Origin of the sequence: Porphyrobacter sp. GA68 (assembly GCF_022605525.1) — a bacterium.
In the GTDB taxonomy this organism is placed as follows: Bacteria; Pseudomonadota; Alphaproteobacteria; order Sphingomonadales; family Sphingomonadaceae; genus Qipengyuania_B.
The window spans coordinates 1,480,336-1,495,483 of sequence record NZ_JAKQYJ010000001.1; the positions used below are offsets into that span (position 1 = coordinate 1,480,336).

Consider the following 15,148-nt stretch of genomic DNA (forward strand, 5'->3'; position numbering starts at 1 on the left):
CCACCATGCACGGTTTCGCAAATCCCCGGAGGTTTCTGCGCCTCGCCCGCTGGCTGACGCCTGCCACGCTGATCACCGGTCTGGTTCTTGCCGGCGGGGCGTTTGTCTGGGGTTTGACGCAGGTGCCGCCTGACCGGTTGCTGGGTGAAACCGTGCGGATCATGTTTGTTCACGTGCCTGCCGCCTGGCTTGGTATGGGTGGTTGGCTGGGCCTGACCAGCGCAGGTATTGCGCTGCTCGTCTGGCGACACCCGCTCGCCGCAATCGCCGGACGCGCCATTGCCCTGCCGGGACTGGTATTTACAGTCATCTGCTTGGTCACGGGCAGTATCTGGGGGCGGCCCAGTTGGGGCACCTGGTGGGAATGGGACGGGCGGCTCACCTCCATGCTCGTCCTTGCCTTTCTCTACCTAGGCTACATCGCTTTGTCGGACGCTTATGCCAAGGCAGGCACCACGATGCGGGTACCGGCCATCTTTGCCATCGTCGGCGCGGTCAACCTGCCGATCATCAACCGGTCGGTGGTATGGTGGAACTCGCTGCACCAACCGGCCAGCATCACCGTGGGCAAGAACGCGATCGACGGGGCGTATCTGGCGCCGCTGCTGGTTGCGGCGGTGGGGTGCGCCTGCCTGTTTGCCGCCGCTACGCTGATGCGGATGCGTGCCTTGCTGGCCGAGGCGCAGATGGACGCGCGGCTGCGGCGGCAGGCCTTGGAGGCTGCGCCAACGCTGTTGAGAGAGCACGCCTGATGCGTGAAGCGCTGGATCAATGGGACTTCGTCATCGCGGCATACGCGGTCACCGTGGCGGGGCTGGCGCTGCTGCTCGTATGGAGCTGGCTTTCGATGCGGTCGGCAGAGCGCCGGCGCGATGCCGCGCGCGACAAGGAAGCTCGTCGATGACGCGACTGGCGCCCAAGCATCAGCGACTGATTCTGGCGGCTGTGGCCCTGCTCGCGCTCACCGGCGCAGGGCTGGGCGGCGCCTATGCGCTGCGCAGTCAGGCAAGCTATTTCTATCTGCCGGCGCAGATGCTGGCCGATCCTCCTGCCTCAGATCGCTCCGTTCGGCTGGGCGGGATGGTCGAGGCCGGCAGCATCCAGAAGCAGGCTGACGGTGTGACGATCGCCTTCACCGTGACCGATCAGCACGGCGCTCGCGTCCCGGTGCGCTACGCGGGAATTGTGCCCGACCTGTTTGTCGAGAACTCCGGCGTCGTGGCCGAGGGGCGGCTGCTGCCCGGCGGAGTTTTCGAAGCGGACAATCTCCTTGCCAAGCACGATGAAAACTACGTCCCGCGCGAGCTGCAGGACATGCACAAGGAGCAGGGTGGAGCGGCGTTGGTGACGGGCGGTCCTCAGACATGATGGCTGAACTTGGCCTCGCCGCGCTGTGGTTGGCGGCGGCGCTGGCGATCCTGCAACTCGTCACCGGCATCTGGAGCATGCGGGCACCGGAACTGGTGGCGATTACCGGGGCCGTGCGGCCGGTCACGATCCTGCAGGCGGTGTTCGCCGCCTTGTCATTCACAGTGCTGCTGTACCTGTTTGCCGTCACCGACCTGTCGGTGGAACTGGTGGCCGCCAATTCGCACACCGCCAAGCCGCTGCTCTACAAGATCACCGGGGCGTGGGGCAATCACGAGGGGTCGATGCTGCTGTGGGTGACAGTCATGGCACTGTCGGGCGCGCTGATCGCGGGGGTGGAATATCGCCTTCCCGAACGCACGATGCAGGCGGTGCTGGCATGTCAGGGTTTCGTGGCAGCCGGGTTTTATGCCTTTCTTCTGTTCAGCTCCAATCCGTTTGCCCGCCTGCCGCAGCCGCTGGCCGAAGGCAACGGGCTGAACCCGCTGTTGCAGGATGTTGGCCTCGCGCTCCATCCGCCGACGCTCTACATCGGCTATGTCGGGCTGTCGGTCGCCTTCAGTTTTGCCGTGGGCGCGTTGGTGACGCGGCAGGTGACGCCGGATTTTGCCCGCGCGATGCGGCCGTGGGTCCTGGGGGCATGGGTGTTCCTGACACTTGGCATCACGGCGGGTTCGTACTGGGCGTATTACGAGCTTGGCTGGGGCGGCTGGTGGTTCTGGGATCCGGTGGAAAACGCTTCCCTGATGCCGTGGCTGGCGGCCACGGCACTGCTCCACTCCGTCAGCGTGCTGGCCGCACGCGATGCGCTGCGCACCTGGACCCTGATGCTGGGCGTGCTGGCGTTTTCCATGTCGATGCTCGGCACTTTTCTCGTGCGGTCGGGCATTCTGACCAGTGTGCACGCCTTTGCCGTCGATCCGCAACGCGGTACGTTCATCCTGATCCTGCTGGCAATCTATATCGGCGGAGCGCTGTTGCTGTTCGCGCTGCGCGCCGGAGCCGTGGCCGAAGGCGAGCGTTTTTCCGTCGCGAGTCGGGAAAGCGCGCTGGTCGTGAACAACGTGCTGCTGACAGCCATTCTGGGCATCGTTCTTCTGGGCACGCTGTATCCCCTGCTGGCCGAAGCATTTGGAGAGCGGGTGTCGGTCGGCCCGCCGTATTTCAACCTGGTGGGCGCGATCTTCGCGTTGCCCATGCTGGCGGTGCTGGCGATCGGCCCACTGCTCCGCTGGCGGCGTGACAGTCTGCAGCGCATTTCGCGGCCGCTGATTGTACTGGCGGCTGTCGGCGGTGCGGCGCTGGTGCTCACCGCGGTCCTGTTCGGCGTCGGTTTCCTGCCGTTGGCGGGGCTGGTGCTGGCGGCGGTACTTGCAGTTGCCAGCGTGATGCCGCTCAGCGGGAGGAACCTGCGGCGGGTGCCGCTGGCCGTCTGGGGCATGGTTGCGGCGCATCTGGGTGTGGCCGCGGCGCTGTTCGGAATGGCGAGCGAAAGCGCCTTTACCTCCGAACGGCTGGTCGCGCTCGCGCCTGGTCAGGCAACGCAAGTCGGCCCGTGGCAGGTTCGCTTCGCTGCGGTGCAACCGGTGGCTGGGCCCAACTGGACTGCTCTGGAAGCGCGGCTCGAAGCCAGGATTGGCACTGGTGCGCCGGTCGTCCTGACCCCGCAGGCGCGCAGCTTCTGGGCGCCCGCGCAGCAAACCACCGAAGCCGCGCTGGCAACCAGCTGGAACGGGCAGCTGTATGCCGTGATGGGGGGCGCGGCTGACGACGGGCGCTGGCAAATCCGGCTGTGGTGGAAGCCGTTCGTCACCTTTATCTGGTATGGCGGCGGTCTGATCGCGCTGGGCGGTGCGCTGTCACTGGCGGGCCGGGTGGCGGACGACCTCAAGCGGCGGCGCGTCCGCGCGCGCGGTGCGAGGCGGCGGGCGCAGATGGTGCCGGCATGAACCGCCTGTGGCTTTACCTGCCCCTTGCGGTGTTTTTCCTGCTGCTCGGCTTTGCCGCCTATCAGCTTTCGCAACCCAAGGACGAGTTCGTCCGCAGCGCCATGATCGGGCAGCCGCTGCCGAACTTCACTTTGCCCGCTGCCATGCCGGGCGGCCAGGGTGTCAGCGCTTCCGACTTCGCCGACGGACAGCCGCGCCTGCTGAACTTCTGGGCCAGCTGGTGCCTGCCCTGTGTCGCGGAGGCTCCTCATCTCGACACACTGAGAGACGAAGGTGCGACCATCATCGGCATCGCCATCCGCGACCGACCGGAGGATATTGCGCGGTTTATTGGCCAGCACGGCAACCCCTACGCCGCCATCGCCAGTGACGACATATCCGCCGTGCAACTGGCGCTCGGCTCGTCCGGCTTGCCTGAAACCTTTGTGATCGATGGCAGGGGCGTCGTGAGGTATCAGCATATCGGAGATGTCCGGGCCGAACACGTGCCCGTGCTGCTGGCGGAATTGCGCAAGGCGGCGCGGTGACACGCACCCTTTCCTTGGCAGCGGCTGCGTTGGCGGCATGTCTCATCGCGTGGACAGCCGTGCCGGCAGCGGCTCAGGACGCGCTGCCGCCAGCGCCCTATGCCTATCGCGAACTTGACGATTCGCGACAGGAAGCGGCGGCGCGCGCGCTCATGCATGATCTGCGCTGCGTGACCTGTCAGGGGCAATCGATTGCGGACAGTGATGCACCGATGGCGGGTGACATGCGCCATTTCGTGCGCACCCGTATCGCCGCTGGGCAGAATGCGGAGGAGGTGCGTGGCTGGCTCGAGCAGCGATATGGCGACTACATCAGCTACCGTCCGTCATTTGGGCGGGCGACGTGGCCGCTGTTTGTGTTGCCGGTGCTCCTGGGGCTGATTGCACTGGTGATAATCCTGCGCCGGGTGGGCGGCACAAGAAGCGCAGTCCAGTGATCTGGCTGCTGGTCCTGCTGCTGGCTGCGGCCGGGCTGCTGCTGGCCTGGAAGCCGCTTGGCCTGCCCCGCGCCGCCATGGCGCTGCTGGCGGCAACAATGGCCGCGGGTCTGACCGGATACGCGCTGCAAGGGGCCCCTCATTTACCCGGTGCGCCGACCCCGCCGCGCGCAGCTGCACCGCACAGCGCCGAGGTGCTCATCGCGGCCCGCCGGGCCATGTTTCGCGACCAGGGCGATCCGGCGCGTTACGTTACGCTCGCGGACGGCTTTACCCGGCGTGGCAGGACCACGGACGCGGCCGGATTTCTTCGCCTGGCGACTGCGGAGAACCCGCGCGATGCAGAAGCATGGGTGGCGCTGGGCAATGTTCTGGTGATCCATGCCCAGAACATGCTGACCCCGCCGGCGCAGGACGCGTTTGCCCGCGCGGCTCGCATCGCGCCGGAGAACCCCGCACCCGCCTACTTCACGGGGTTCGCCCGGCTGCAGATGGGCGAAGCACCGCAGGCGCGCGACTCGTGGGCCGAGGCGCTTGCCCTGACCCCGCAGGATGCGCCCTACCGACCCATCATCGCGGAGCAGCTGGCTGAACTGGAAAGATTGATCCTCCGCGTGGAGGAGTAGCGTCGCGGAGCGGGACAGGCGGGAGCGCCCCAGGTGCAGTGACATTGCCGCCCACCGGCAATCCTGCTAGGCGGCGCGCCCATGCTCTGCGCACCCGCGGATGACATACCGTATATTGCTGAGAATGTTTGACCGGCATGACAGTTGATTCCGCAGATGCAGCCGGTGACGGCGTGGTACGGGTGTCGTCCGTCCCCGTGGATGATCTGGCGACTCCGGATCAGACTCATGGGCACAAGAAGGCGACCAAAACCGCGCTGGCGGTGGGTGCGGTCGGCGTGGTGTTCGGCGACATCGGCACCAGTCCGCTGTACGCGTTTCGGGAAACATTCGTCGGCCACAATCCGCTGACCATCGACAATCTGCACGTCTTTGGCGTGGTGAGCCTGATCTTCTGGTCGATGACGCTGATCGTCTCGATCCAGTATGTCACCATCCTGATGCGCGCAGACAACAACGGGCAGGGCGGCACGCTGGCCCTGGTCGCGCTGCTGTCCCGGCACCTTGAGCGGTCGCGCTATGGCTGGGTGACGGTGGTGCTGGGCGTGTTCGCCACGGCGCTGTTCTATGGCGACAGCATGATCACCCCCGCAATATCCGTCCTGTCTGCGGTAGAGGGGTTGACGGTCGTCAACGCGCAGATGGAGCCGCTGGTCATTCCCATCGCCCTTGTCCTGCTGATCGCCCTGTTCGTGATCCAGAAGCGCGGGACGGCGAGTGTCGGCAAGCTCTTCGCGCCGGTCATGATCGTGTACTTTTGCACCATCGCCGCACTCGGCCTGATTCAGATCGCCCAGAACCCCGGCATCCTGATGGCGCTCAACCCGTGGTATGCGGTGCAGTTCTTCATTGCGGATGGCTGGATCGCCTTTCTCGCGCTTGGCTCGGTAGTGCTGGCGGTCACGGGTTCCGAAGCGCTGTATTCCGACATGGGGCATTTTGGCAAAGGTCCGATGCGGCTGTCCTGGTTCGGTTTTGTGATGCCGTGCCTGCTGCTCAACTACTTCGGACAAGGCGCCATGATCACGTCGCTGGGAGGGCTGGAAGCGGCACGGGCGATGCAGAATCCGTTTTACATGATGGCGGCAGAGGAGCTGCGCCTGCCGCTGGTCCTGCTGGCGACCTGCGCGGCCTTCATCGCCAGCCAGGCGGTGATAACCGGCGCGTTCTCCATTACGCACCAGGCGATCCAGCTGGGCTTCATCCCGCGCCTGTCCACCGAACACACCAGCGCGTCGGAGCGGGGCCAGATTTACATTCCGTTCGTAAACACCGTGCTGATGATCGCCGTCATCACGCTGGTCCTGCTGTTCCAGAGTTCGTCCAACCTCGCCTATGCTTACGGCATTGCTGTGACGGGCGCGATGTTCATCGACACCTTCCTGATGGGTGTTCTGTTCCTCGCCGTTTGGAAGTGGCGACCTTACATCGCAATCCCGGTTTTTCTGATCTTCTTCATTGTCGACGGAGCCTATTTCGCGGCCAACCTGCCCAAGGTGCCGTCAGGAGGCTGGTTCCCGCTGGTCGTGGGGGCGGTCGGCTTCACATTGTTGACGACCTGGGCACGTGGGCGAGCGCTGATGCGCGAGCGGATGAGCGAAGTCAGCCTGCCGATCGAGGTGTTCGTGAAATCCGCCTCCAACAGCGCCACGCGGGTTCCCGGCACGGCGGTGTTCATGGCGAGCCAGTCGGGCGGCGTACCGTCGGCTCTGCTGCACAATATCAAGCACAACAAGGTGCTGCACGAACGGGTAGTCATTCTGACCGTATTGATTGCCGACGTTCCGTACATCGCGCCGAACGCCCGGTGCGAGATGACGGATCTGGGCAACGGGTTCTTCAAGGCGATCCTGCATTACGGCTTCATGGAGGAAACCGATGTGCCGCTGGGGTTGCAGAACATGGAACAATGCGGCGGCAAGTTCGACATGATGCAGACAAGCTTCTTCCTGTCGCGTCAGACCCTGATCTATTCGGAAAAACCGCCGATGCCGTTGTGGCGGGAGAAAATCTTCGGCTGGATGCTGCGCAATGCCGCGACTGCCATGGAGTTCTTCCGCCTTCCGACGAACCGCGTCGTCGAACTCGGCAGCCAGCTAAGGCTCTAGCGGCCTACTCGCCCGTTGGCGGCTGGTCCTTCAGGACCTGTTCCCGATCATCCAGCGACAGTCCGTGCCGCAGCAGCATGGGCAGCTGCGTGAAGGTGAACAGAAAGCTGAGCGGCATGAACACCCAGAGCTTTGCCCAGAGCCATGTCTCGAACGAGAAACCGGCGCGCAGCGCTTCGTTCAGGGCAGCGAGAAACAGGAAGAAAACCCCCCAGTTTCGCGACAGCTTGAGCCAGCCGGCATTGTCCACCCCCTCGAACGCGGCTTCCAGCAGGATCTGCAGCAGCGCGCGGCCACGCCACCACCCGACCAGCAGGGCCACGCCGAAAAGAACATAGATAACGGTCGGCTTTATCTGGATGAACATCTCGTCTTGCAGCCAAACGGTCAACAGGCCGAAGCCGACGATCAGCGCGGTGGACAGCCAAAGCATCGGCGACACCCGGCCGAACTTCCAGCGGGAGAAGGCCAATGCGCCCACCGCCGCGACCATGAAAGCCAGGGTGCCGCGAACCACGGCGGCAATCTCTCCCACCGGACCTGGTTCGTCGGGTGAGTACAGCTTGTACACGCCGAGAAAGACCAGCAGCGGACCATAGTCGACCACTACGTTGAGCCAGCCGGACTTCGGCTTGTCAGTTGCCATTATGCTACCCCCGCAATGACCCGCGCCACCAGATCGGGGTCGAACGGGCGCAGGTCGTCCATCTTCTCGCCCACTCCAATCGCGTGGATCGGCAGGCCGTACTGCTCGGCGGCGGCAACCAGAACGCCGCCACGTGCCGTCCCATCCAGTTTGGTCATGATAAGGCCGGTGACGCCCGCCACCTCGCGAAACACGTCGATCTGGGCGAGGGCATTTTGGCCGTTGGTCGCGTCGAGCACCAGCAGGACGTCGTGCGGGGCTTCGGGGTTGAGCCGGCCGAGCACGCGGCGGATCTTCGCCAGTTCATCCATCAGTTCGCGCTTGTTCTGCAGGCGCCCTGCGGTGTCGACGATCAAGGCGTCGGTTCCGCGGTCGGTCGCCAGCTTCACCGCGTCGAACACGATGCTGGCAGGGTCGCCGCCCTCCGCCCCGCGCACTATCGGCACGCCCAGGCGGTCGGCCCAGGTGGCGAGCTGACCTATGGCGGCGGCGCGAAAAGTATCGCCTGCCGCCAGCATCACGTCGTAATCATCTTCCTGCAGCCAGTGTGCCAGCTTGGCGATGGTGGTAGTCTTGCCGCTGCCGTTAACGCCGATGACGAGGATCACCTGCGGCCGGGGAAAGGCGGTCACTTCCAGCGGCTTGGCAACAGGACGCAGGATGGCGGCGATTTCTTCGGCGACCGCTTCCTTCAATTCGCGCTCGCCGATCTCCAGTCCGAACCGCTTCTCCGACAAGCGGTCGCGGATGCGCCGCGCGGCTGACGGTCCGAGGTCCGACATGATGAGCGCGTCTTCCACATCATCCAGCGTCGCGTCATCCAGCCGCGCGGTTCCGATCACGCCGGTCAGGTTTCCGGACAGGCGTTCCGACGTTTTGCGGAAGGCGCCGAAAACGCGGGAAGTCCAGCTATCGCTCACAGGTAATCTTCCAGTTCAAAGCTGCCGCGGAAAGTTTCGGCGGCCGGGCCGGTCATGGTGATGAGGCCGTCGCCATGCCAGGTGATGTGGAGAGTACCCCCGGGAAGGGACACGGCGACAGGCGAGGCAAGGCGCCTTTGTCGCAGGGCGATAACCGCCGCGGCACAGGCGCCGGTCCCGCACGCCCGGGTAAGCCCGGCGCCGCGTTCCCAGACGCGCAGTTCGAGCGAGGCAGGGCCGGTAATCTGCGCAACGCTGACGTTCACTGCGTCTGGAAACAGCGGATCGCGTTCCACGATCGGACCCAGCCGGTGAAGCGGCACGCCAGCAACGTCGTCAACGAAGAAGACGACATGCGGATTGCCGACGTTAACGGCTGCGGGCGATTGCAAATCTTCCCACCCCACGGGCATCGCGGCAGTGTCCATCGGATAGGCGAGGGGGATGTCCTGCCAATCGAAGCGCGGATGGCCCATCTCAACGGCAACTCCCCCGCCGTCGCGCCGGGCGTGGATGATGCCGCCTTTGGTTTCGATGGATGTCGCCTGCCCTGCCAGCAGGCCGACGGCCCGGGCGGCGTTACCGCAGGCGCTCGCCTCCTGCCCATCGGGGTTGAAGATCCGCATCCTGAGATCTGCCGCATCGCTTGGTTCCAGCAGGATCAGCTGGTCGCAACCGATGCCGGTGTGCCGATCGGCCAGCGCGGCCCGCGTCGAGGTTCCGAGCGGAGGCACGGGCTCTGTTCGGCCATCCACAACAACGAAATCGTTGCCAAGGCCATGCATCTTGATGAACGGAATGCGCATTTAGCGCCCGGTCCTTATGCGTTACCACCTGCAAGGTAAAGCGGGCGCCGGAGTAGGGTTGCCCCACTCACCGGCGGAAGGTGCGCGTTCGCCGCTAGGCGTTCGACGCTTTCAGCCGTTCCTCCGGCGCTTCGGCTGGCTGCGATTGTCGCAGCATTCCCAGGCGACCCAGCCGCTGCCGCACCGCTGCGGTGCTCTCGGGCTTGCCATAAAGGCGACCCTGACCTTTTATGCGGCCCCGGCTTTGCAGTGCGCTGACGATTTCCTCGGTTTCGATACCCTCTGCCGTGACCGGCAGGTTGAGCGCGCGGCCCAGATCCAGCACGGCGTCCACGATCGTGCGGTTGGCATCGTTGGTGGTCATGCTGCTGACAAAGCTGCGGTCGATCTTGAGATGGTCGAACGTGAGGTCGCGCAACTGGTTGAGGCTCGCATAGCCGGTGCCGAAGTCATCGAGCGAAACCTTGATCCCTTGGTTGCGCAGGCTGAGGATCATGGCCCGTACTTCATCCGGATTATCGTGCAGGCAGCTTTCCGTAATCTCTATGTCCAGCCTGGCCGGGGGAAAGTTGTGAGTGACGAGAAGCTTGAGGATGCGCTGCGCAAACCATGGGTCGCGCAGCTGGACCGGCGAGATGTTGACGGACAAGGTCAAGCACGCATCCCACTCGCTGGCATCCTGCAGCGCGCGGGAAATAAGATGTTCCGACAATTCGGTTATCAGCCCCATCTCCTCCGCCGCGGGAATAAAGATGTCTGGCGTTAGAACACCGTGTGTGGGTGAGCGCCAGCGGGCAAGCATTTCGAAACCGGAGATCTGGCCTGTCACCAGATCCACCTGCTGCTCGTAATATGGCTCGAACTCTCCCGCAGCGAGGCCGGCCCTGATCCCCTGTTCCAGCGTGCGGCGCAGTTCCAGTTCCTGCAGCATTTCCGGCGCGAACCATGCGAAGCGATTCTTGCCCTGCCGTTTGGCGCGGTACATGGCCACATCAGCCTGGTTGAGCAGCGCTGCGGCCTCACTCGTGCGTGGTGACGCGGCACCTGCAGCGACCATGCCGATCGACATGGTGAGGTCGATCTGCAGGTCGGTGCCGCCGACGGTGATCGGCTCGGCCACAGCGGCGATCAGCCCACCGGCCAGTTCTTCCGCCGGAATCCGGTATCGCTCCGGCATGATCGCCGCGCAGGCGAATTCATCCCCGCCAAGGCGGGCCACCACTCCGCCCTGTTGCTGTACCGCGCGAAGCCGGCGTGCGACAGTGGTTAAAGCGATGTCCCCCGCCTCGTGCCCGTGGCGGTCGTTGATCTGCTTGAAATTGTCCAGATCGATGAGGAACAGGACCAGTGTTTCCGACGACCTGGCGGTGGCGGCCAGAAGGCGATCCACCGCCGGCAACAAGGAGCGGCGATTGAGGCACCCGGTGAGCGGGTCGAACTCTGCCAGGCGCCGCGCCTCCTGTTCGCGGGCGGTGACTGCGGCTAGCTGATCGGTCAGCCGCTTGTGCCGCAGCCAGCCGCCGAAGATGATGGCGATGTTCGCCAGCAGGAGCATGGACAGCGCATCGTCAGCATGGCCGATGCCGCGCAGAACCTGCATAGTGTGGGTCAATGCAGCCCCGCCCACGAGGATGAACAGCGCGATCGCGGCCAGCGTGATCCCCAGCGTCACGAGCTGGAGCCGCGCCAGGCCTTTCGTGTGTGATGCGCTGGTCATGACGGCGGGGCGGAGCGATCCATGTTGAACCGTTTGGCAATATCCCCAGCTAGCTAACGCCTCGTCAAATAATCTGGCTAAGAGGCGGTTAAGGGTTTTCTGGGGCTCTGCCCAAACCCAGGATCACCCCTTGTTGTAACCTTGGAGAGAATATGCCCATGCCGCGATACTGGCTCATGAAATCCGAACCCGAGGCGTATAGCTGGGATGATCTGGAAGCTGCGGGTGAAGGGATCTGGGATGGCGTGCGCAACCACCGCGCCAAAAACAACCTGCGGGCGATGCAGCCGGGCGATAAGGCGTTCTTCTACCACTCGAACATCGGCAAGGAGATTGTCGGGATCATGGAAGTGACCGAAGCTGGTCTGTCTGACCCGACCGACCCGGATGGAAAGTGGGCGGCGGTAAAGGTTGCCCCCAGAACAAAGCTGCCTCGCGCTGTTACGCTCCAGGCGATCAAGGCAGAGCCACGATTGGCCGACATGGAACTGCTGAGACAATCGCGATTGTCGGTGAGCGAAGTCCGGTCGGAGGAATGGTCGGTGGTGATGGAACTGGCCGCCGATCCCGGCCGCGCTACCGCGCACGCAGGCCGCTAATCGTCGCTCCGCCGGCGGAGAGCTGTTCGGGGTCGATCTTACAGTGGAGCAAGCGGATGCCACGAAGCCCCTGCGCCTCAGCCAGCGCTTGCTTGAAGGCGTCGGTGGTTGACGCACTGACCGCCCACGCCCCGTATGCCTGAGCAAGGCGCAGAAAGTCGGGGTTATGCAAGTCGGTGCCGCTGATCCGGCCGGGATATTCCCGCTCCTGATGCATGCGGATCGTGCCGTAGCTGCCGTTGTCGACGATCACGATCAGCAGATCCGCGTGGTATTGCGCGGCGGTCGCCAATTCCTGTCCGTTCATCAGGAAATCGCCGTCTCCCGCCACGGCCACCACGGTACGTTCCGGATGACGCAACGCGGCAGCCACCGCCGCGGGCACACCATATCCCATTGCTCCGCAGGTAGGCGCGAGCTGCGTTGGATGGCCGGCATAGCGCCAGTATCGGTGCCACCAGCCGGCGAAATTTCCAGCACCGTTGCAGACGATCGTGTCTGCGGGCAGCGTCTCGCGCATGTGCTGAACGCACAAGGCGAGGTCCAGATCGTGTCCCGATGGACGTGCGGTCGCCCATTCGTTCCACTCGCGATGCGCTTGCGCACCACAATCGAAATCGATCACCGCCTCGTCATGCCACAAGGCGGCGCTTTCCGCGAACTCGCCCAGGTCGGCGCAGATGGCCAGATCGGCGGGATAGACGCTGTTCAGCTCGGCCGGGTCGGGGTGGACGTGGATGAGTTTGCGGTCAGATGCCGTGAGCGGCGGGATCGTGTACCCGTGGGTTGTCGCTTCACCCAGTCGGGCCCCAATTGCAAGAATGAGGTCAGCCGACTGCACCCGCTCCACCAGCTTTGGATTGGGGCCGTAGCCGAGATTGCCCGCGTAAACAGATGAACCGGGGTCGATGGCGTCCTGCCGCCGGAACGCTGTGGCGACGGGTAAGCCGATGGCTTCGGCAAATTGCTGAAAGAACTGACGGGCCTTGGGTCCCCAGCCCGCGCCGCCGATGATTGCGATGGGCGCGGCTGCGTTGTTCAGCATGTCCACCATTGTCTGCATCGCGTCCGGGCAGGGCGCCTGCGCCGGGCGATGCACGAAGGGGCGGGGCGGGGTGGTGCACGCCTCGCTCAGCATGTCTTCGGGCAAGGCGAGTACGACCGGACCGGGCCGGCCAGAGATCGCCGTAGCATAGGCGCGGGCGACGTATTCCGGCACCCGTTCGGGATCGTCGATGCGAGCGGTCCATTTGGCGATCGGCGCGAAGAAAGCGGGAAAATCTATTTCCTGAAACCCTTCGCGGTCGCGCATCGGTCTGGCGACATCGCCAACGAACAGGATCATCGGCTGCGAATCCTGCTGCGCAACGTGCACGCCGATGCTCGCATTGGTCGCGCCGGGACCGCGGGTGACGAAAGCGATGCCCGGGCGACCGGTCAAGGCGCCATCGGCCGCGGCCATGAACGCTGCGCCACCTTCATGGCGGCAAGTGACCAGATCGACGTCGCTCTGATCGTGCAGTGCATCCAGCACCGGTAGGAAGCTCTCGCCCGGCACGGTGAAGATCCGGTCGCAGCCCTGTTCCGTCAGTGCGGCCACCAATACTTGCGCGGCGGTTGCCATCATCGTCTCCTGCTCTGCAAACTTATGGTTAAGGAAGCTTAAAGTGTTCCTCTTTGGTCCACATCCGATGTCACGCGGGACCGAAAGGTAAACAGCGCGTTAAACACTCATCATGCGTAGATCACTTGTACTCACTCAGGAAAGCGCACGTCATCCCTTTCGGGCGATGCTGCCGCCATCCACCAACTATCATGCCCAAAACCGGTCCACACCGAAGAAGGTGGCCTGGCTGACGAGGGCAGACGTTCGCGGCGTGGTGGATGCCTATGTCGCCGCCTTTGTCGCTGTGCTGGCCTTCATCATGTAGTCTTTTCGCGCATCCGCGGTGTGCCGCCGTCCGTCGAAGTGTCGAGACGGTGCCGCTTCTCCACCCGATACAGCCGGTTACCCAACCAGGCGGAAATCAAGCACATTCCTGCTGCCAGCAGCAACTGCTGAACGATGTCGACACCCGCTGCGCTCAGCAGCCAGGCGACCAGCGATCCGGCGACCATCGCGCCGGAATTGACGATGTTGTTGGCGGCAATCGTCCGGGCAGCAGCGGTAACGGCCACCCGCGTGGTGAGAAACGCGTAAAGCGGCACCACGAACATTCCGCCCGCTATCGCAATGCCAAGCAGCGTCAGCATCAGAGGGGCGGCCAGCGGCATGGCCATGAACCCCGCCACATCCAGCAGCGGATGGGGCGGTGCCGCCTCCCACATCCGGCAGACGGCGTAGAAGGCGACCACAAACAGGCCCATCACGATAACCGCGTAGGGAGCATACCGCGCCGACACGGTCCCCTTGAGCAGCGCGTTTATGCTGACGGAGCCGATTGCCACCCCAATGGAGAACACCACCAGAAACAGGCTGGCGACTTCCTTGCCGGCGACGATCACGTTTTTCACCAGTGGCGGGAAAAGGATCACCAGCACTGCGCCAATCGTCCAGAAGAAGCTTATGGCGATGATCGCGTAGAAAATCTGCGGATCGTGCATGGTCCGCTTTACGAGCTGCACCGAAGAGCGCCACACATTGCGGTCGATCGGCTCCGCCGGACCCAGGGGCGGGGCGGGCGGAATCTGGCGGCTGGCAAGATAGCCGACAACCGAAATGGCGATGATCGCGCCGGCGGCCCACTGCACCGGGATCCAGCCGGCGAGGATCGTTCCACCCAGAATGGCGATGTAGGTTCCAGCCTCGACCAGCCCGGTTCCTGCCAGCACCTCGCGTGGCCGCAGATGCTGCGGCAGGAGCGCGTATTTGATCGGACCAACAAACGTCGACTGCACGCCCGTCAGGAACAGCGCCAGCAGCATGAGCGGTATCGCCACCGCGTTCACGGCAATTCCGTTCCAGGCCAGCAGCAGGCCCGTCGCGCCGATGATCATCAGGCCGACTTCGCACAGCTTGACGATCCTGATTATGGCCGCCTTGTCGCGCATGTCGGCGAGTTGCCCCGCCAGAGCTGACAGCAGAAAGAAGGGCAGGATGAACAGGCCGCTGGCGATCGCGCTGAAACTTCCCTCCGCCTCTTCCGAGTTGTAGATGAAGTATACCACGAACAGCACCATCGCCGTCTTGTACAGATTGTCGTTGAAGGCGTTCAGCAACTGGGTGCAAAACAGCGGCAGGAAACGGCGGCGGCGCAACAGGCGTGTCGTTACAGTCATGCCGTCCCTAGCTGTCAGAAAATGGCTTAACAGCCTTGCCACATACCGATGTAACGTGATGCCGGCCATGAGCAAGGGGCTTGCCGCTTTTTACCTCGGCGCACCTGCGCTAAGGGGTGGTAACGGTTCGTCCGGGGGCATCCGAACTGTTGATTGCGAAAGGGGA

16 protein-coding genes are annotated in these 15,148 nt (G+C 64.1%); 10 read left to right on the top strand and 6 right to left on the bottom strand.

The annotated features are described in order from the left end of the window. The first annotated feature begins 5 nt into the window (after nucleotides 1-5). The 8 genes from ccmC to LHJ54_RS07500 all read left to right on the top strand — a co-directional run bounded on the left by ccmC (nucleotide 6) and on the right by LHJ54_RS07500 (nucleotide 7,015). Entirely contained in the window at nucleotides 6-752 is a 747-nt protein-coding gene (gene ccmC / locus LHJ54_RS07465) for a heme ABC transporter permease CcmC (RefSeq protein ID WP_228243264.1), read from the top strand. Beyond that, on the top strand, nucleotides 752-904 hold the full coding sequence (locus tag LHJ54_RS07470) for a heme exporter protein CcmD (protein ID WP_228243265.1): 153 nt from the start codon (nucleotides 752-754) through the stop codon (nucleotides 902-904). Before ccmC ends, LHJ54_RS07470 begins: the two co-directional genes overlap by 1 nt. Next, a complete protein-coding gene (gene ccmE / locus LHJ54_RS07475) occupies nucleotides 901-1,368 on the top strand; it encodes a cytochrome c maturation protein CcmE (RefSeq protein ID WP_228243266.1) in 468 nt (155 codons plus the stop codon). Before LHJ54_RS07470 ends, ccmE begins: the two co-directional genes overlap by 4 nt. Beyond that, nucleotides 1,365-3,317, top strand: coding sequence for a heme lyase CcmF/NrfE family subunit (locus LHJ54_RS07480; RefSeq protein WP_228243267.1), 1,953 nt, complete (start codon nucleotides 1,365-1,367; stop codon nucleotides 3,315-3,317). The genes ccmE and LHJ54_RS07480 overlap by 4 nt, the downstream gene beginning before the upstream one ends. Continuing rightward, nucleotides 3,314-3,844 carry a DsbE family thiol:disulfide interchange protein gene (locus LHJ54_RS07485; RefSeq protein WP_228243268.1) on the top strand — a complete coding sequence of 177 codons (531 nt, stop codon included), beginning with the start codon at nucleotides 3,314-3,316 and terminating at the stop codon, nucleotides 3,842-3,844. The genes LHJ54_RS07480 and LHJ54_RS07485 overlap by 4 nt, the downstream gene beginning before the upstream one ends. Beyond that, on the top strand, nucleotides 3,841-4,281 hold the full coding sequence (locus LHJ54_RS07490) for a cytochrome c-type biogenesis protein (protein WP_228243269.1): 441 nt from the start codon (nucleotides 3,841-3,843) through the stop codon (nucleotides 4,279-4,281). The genes LHJ54_RS07485 and LHJ54_RS07490 overlap by 4 nt, the downstream gene beginning before the upstream one ends. Beyond that, complete coding sequence (locus LHJ54_RS07495) at nucleotides 4,278-4,907, top strand: hypothetical protein (protein ID WP_228243270.1); 630 nt, start codon at nucleotides 4,278-4,280, stop codon at nucleotides 4,905-4,907. The genes LHJ54_RS07490 and LHJ54_RS07495 overlap by 4 nt, the downstream gene beginning before the upstream one ends. Nucleotides 4,908-5,044: 137 nt before the next feature. Beyond that, nucleotides 5,045-7,015, top strand: coding sequence for a potassium transporter Kup (locus tag LHJ54_RS07500; protein ID WP_228243271.1), 1,971 nt, complete (start codon nucleotides 5,045-5,047; stop codon nucleotides 7,013-7,015). A 4-nt stretch (nucleotides 7,016-7,019) separates the two neighbouring features. Here the strand turns inward: LHJ54_RS07500 and LHJ54_RS07505 are convergent, their stop codons facing one another. The 4 genes from LHJ54_RS07505 to LHJ54_RS07520 form a co-directional block, all read right to left on the bottom strand. After that, a complete protein-coding gene (locus LHJ54_RS07505; RefSeq protein ID WP_228243272.1) occupies nucleotides 7,020-7,661 on the bottom strand; it encodes an inner membrane-spanning protein YciB in 642 nt (213 codons plus the stop codon). After that, nucleotides 7,661-8,581 (bottom strand): signal recognition particle-docking protein FtsY, encoded by a 921-nt coding sequence (ftsY, locus tag LHJ54_RS07510; RefSeq protein ID WP_228243273.1) that lies wholly within the window; start codon nucleotides 8,579-8,581, stop codon nucleotides 7,661-7,663. The genes LHJ54_RS07505 and ftsY overlap by 1 nt, the downstream gene beginning before the upstream one ends. Continuing rightward, nucleotides 8,578-9,387 (bottom strand): diaminopimelate epimerase, encoded by an 810-nt coding sequence (dapF, locus tag LHJ54_RS07515; protein ID WP_228243274.1) that lies wholly within the window; start codon nucleotides 9,385-9,387, stop codon nucleotides 8,578-8,580. The genes ftsY and dapF overlap by 4 nt, the downstream gene beginning before the upstream one ends. Before the next feature lie 94 nt (nucleotides 9,388-9,481). Continuing rightward, nucleotides 9,482-11,104: a bifunctional diguanylate cyclase/phosphodiesterase gene (locus LHJ54_RS07520; RefSeq protein ID WP_228243275.1), complete on the bottom strand. Its 1,623-nt coding sequence runs from the start codon at nucleotides 11,102-11,104 to the stop codon at nucleotides 9,482-9,484. A 158-nt stretch (nucleotides 11,105-11,262) separates the two neighbouring features. On the opposite strand from LHJ54_RS07520, the gene LHJ54_RS07525 reads away from it, so the two are divergent. Continuing rightward, on the top strand, nucleotides 11,263-11,703 hold the full coding sequence (locus tag LHJ54_RS07525) for an EVE domain-containing protein (protein ID WP_228244332.1): 441 nt from the start codon (nucleotides 11,263-11,265) through the stop codon (nucleotides 11,701-11,703). On the opposite strand, the gene LHJ54_RS07530 is transcribed toward LHJ54_RS07525, so the two are convergent. Then, a complete protein-coding gene (locus LHJ54_RS07530) occupies nucleotides 11,681-13,330 on the bottom strand; it encodes a thiamine pyrophosphate-dependent enzyme (RefSeq protein ID WP_228243276.1) in 1,650 nt (549 codons plus the stop codon). The two genes, LHJ54_RS07525 and LHJ54_RS07530, sit on opposite strands and share 23 nt — an antisense overlap. Before the next feature lie 109 nt (nucleotides 13,331-13,439). On the opposite strand from LHJ54_RS07530, the gene LHJ54_RS07535 reads away from it, so the two are divergent. Further along, nucleotides 13,440-13,634: a hypothetical protein gene (locus LHJ54_RS07535; RefSeq protein ID WP_228243277.1), complete on the top strand. Its 195-nt coding sequence runs from the start codon at nucleotides 13,440-13,442 to the stop codon at nucleotides 13,632-13,634. On the opposite strand, the gene LHJ54_RS07540 is transcribed toward LHJ54_RS07535, so the two are convergent. Beyond that, nucleotides 13,627-14,982 (bottom strand): MFS transporter, encoded by a 1,356-nt coding sequence (locus LHJ54_RS07540; protein WP_228243278.1) that lies wholly within the window; start codon nucleotides 14,980-14,982, stop codon nucleotides 13,627-13,629. The genes LHJ54_RS07535 and LHJ54_RS07540 overlap by 8 nt on opposite strands. Nucleotides 14,983-15,148: the final 166 nt, after the last annotated feature.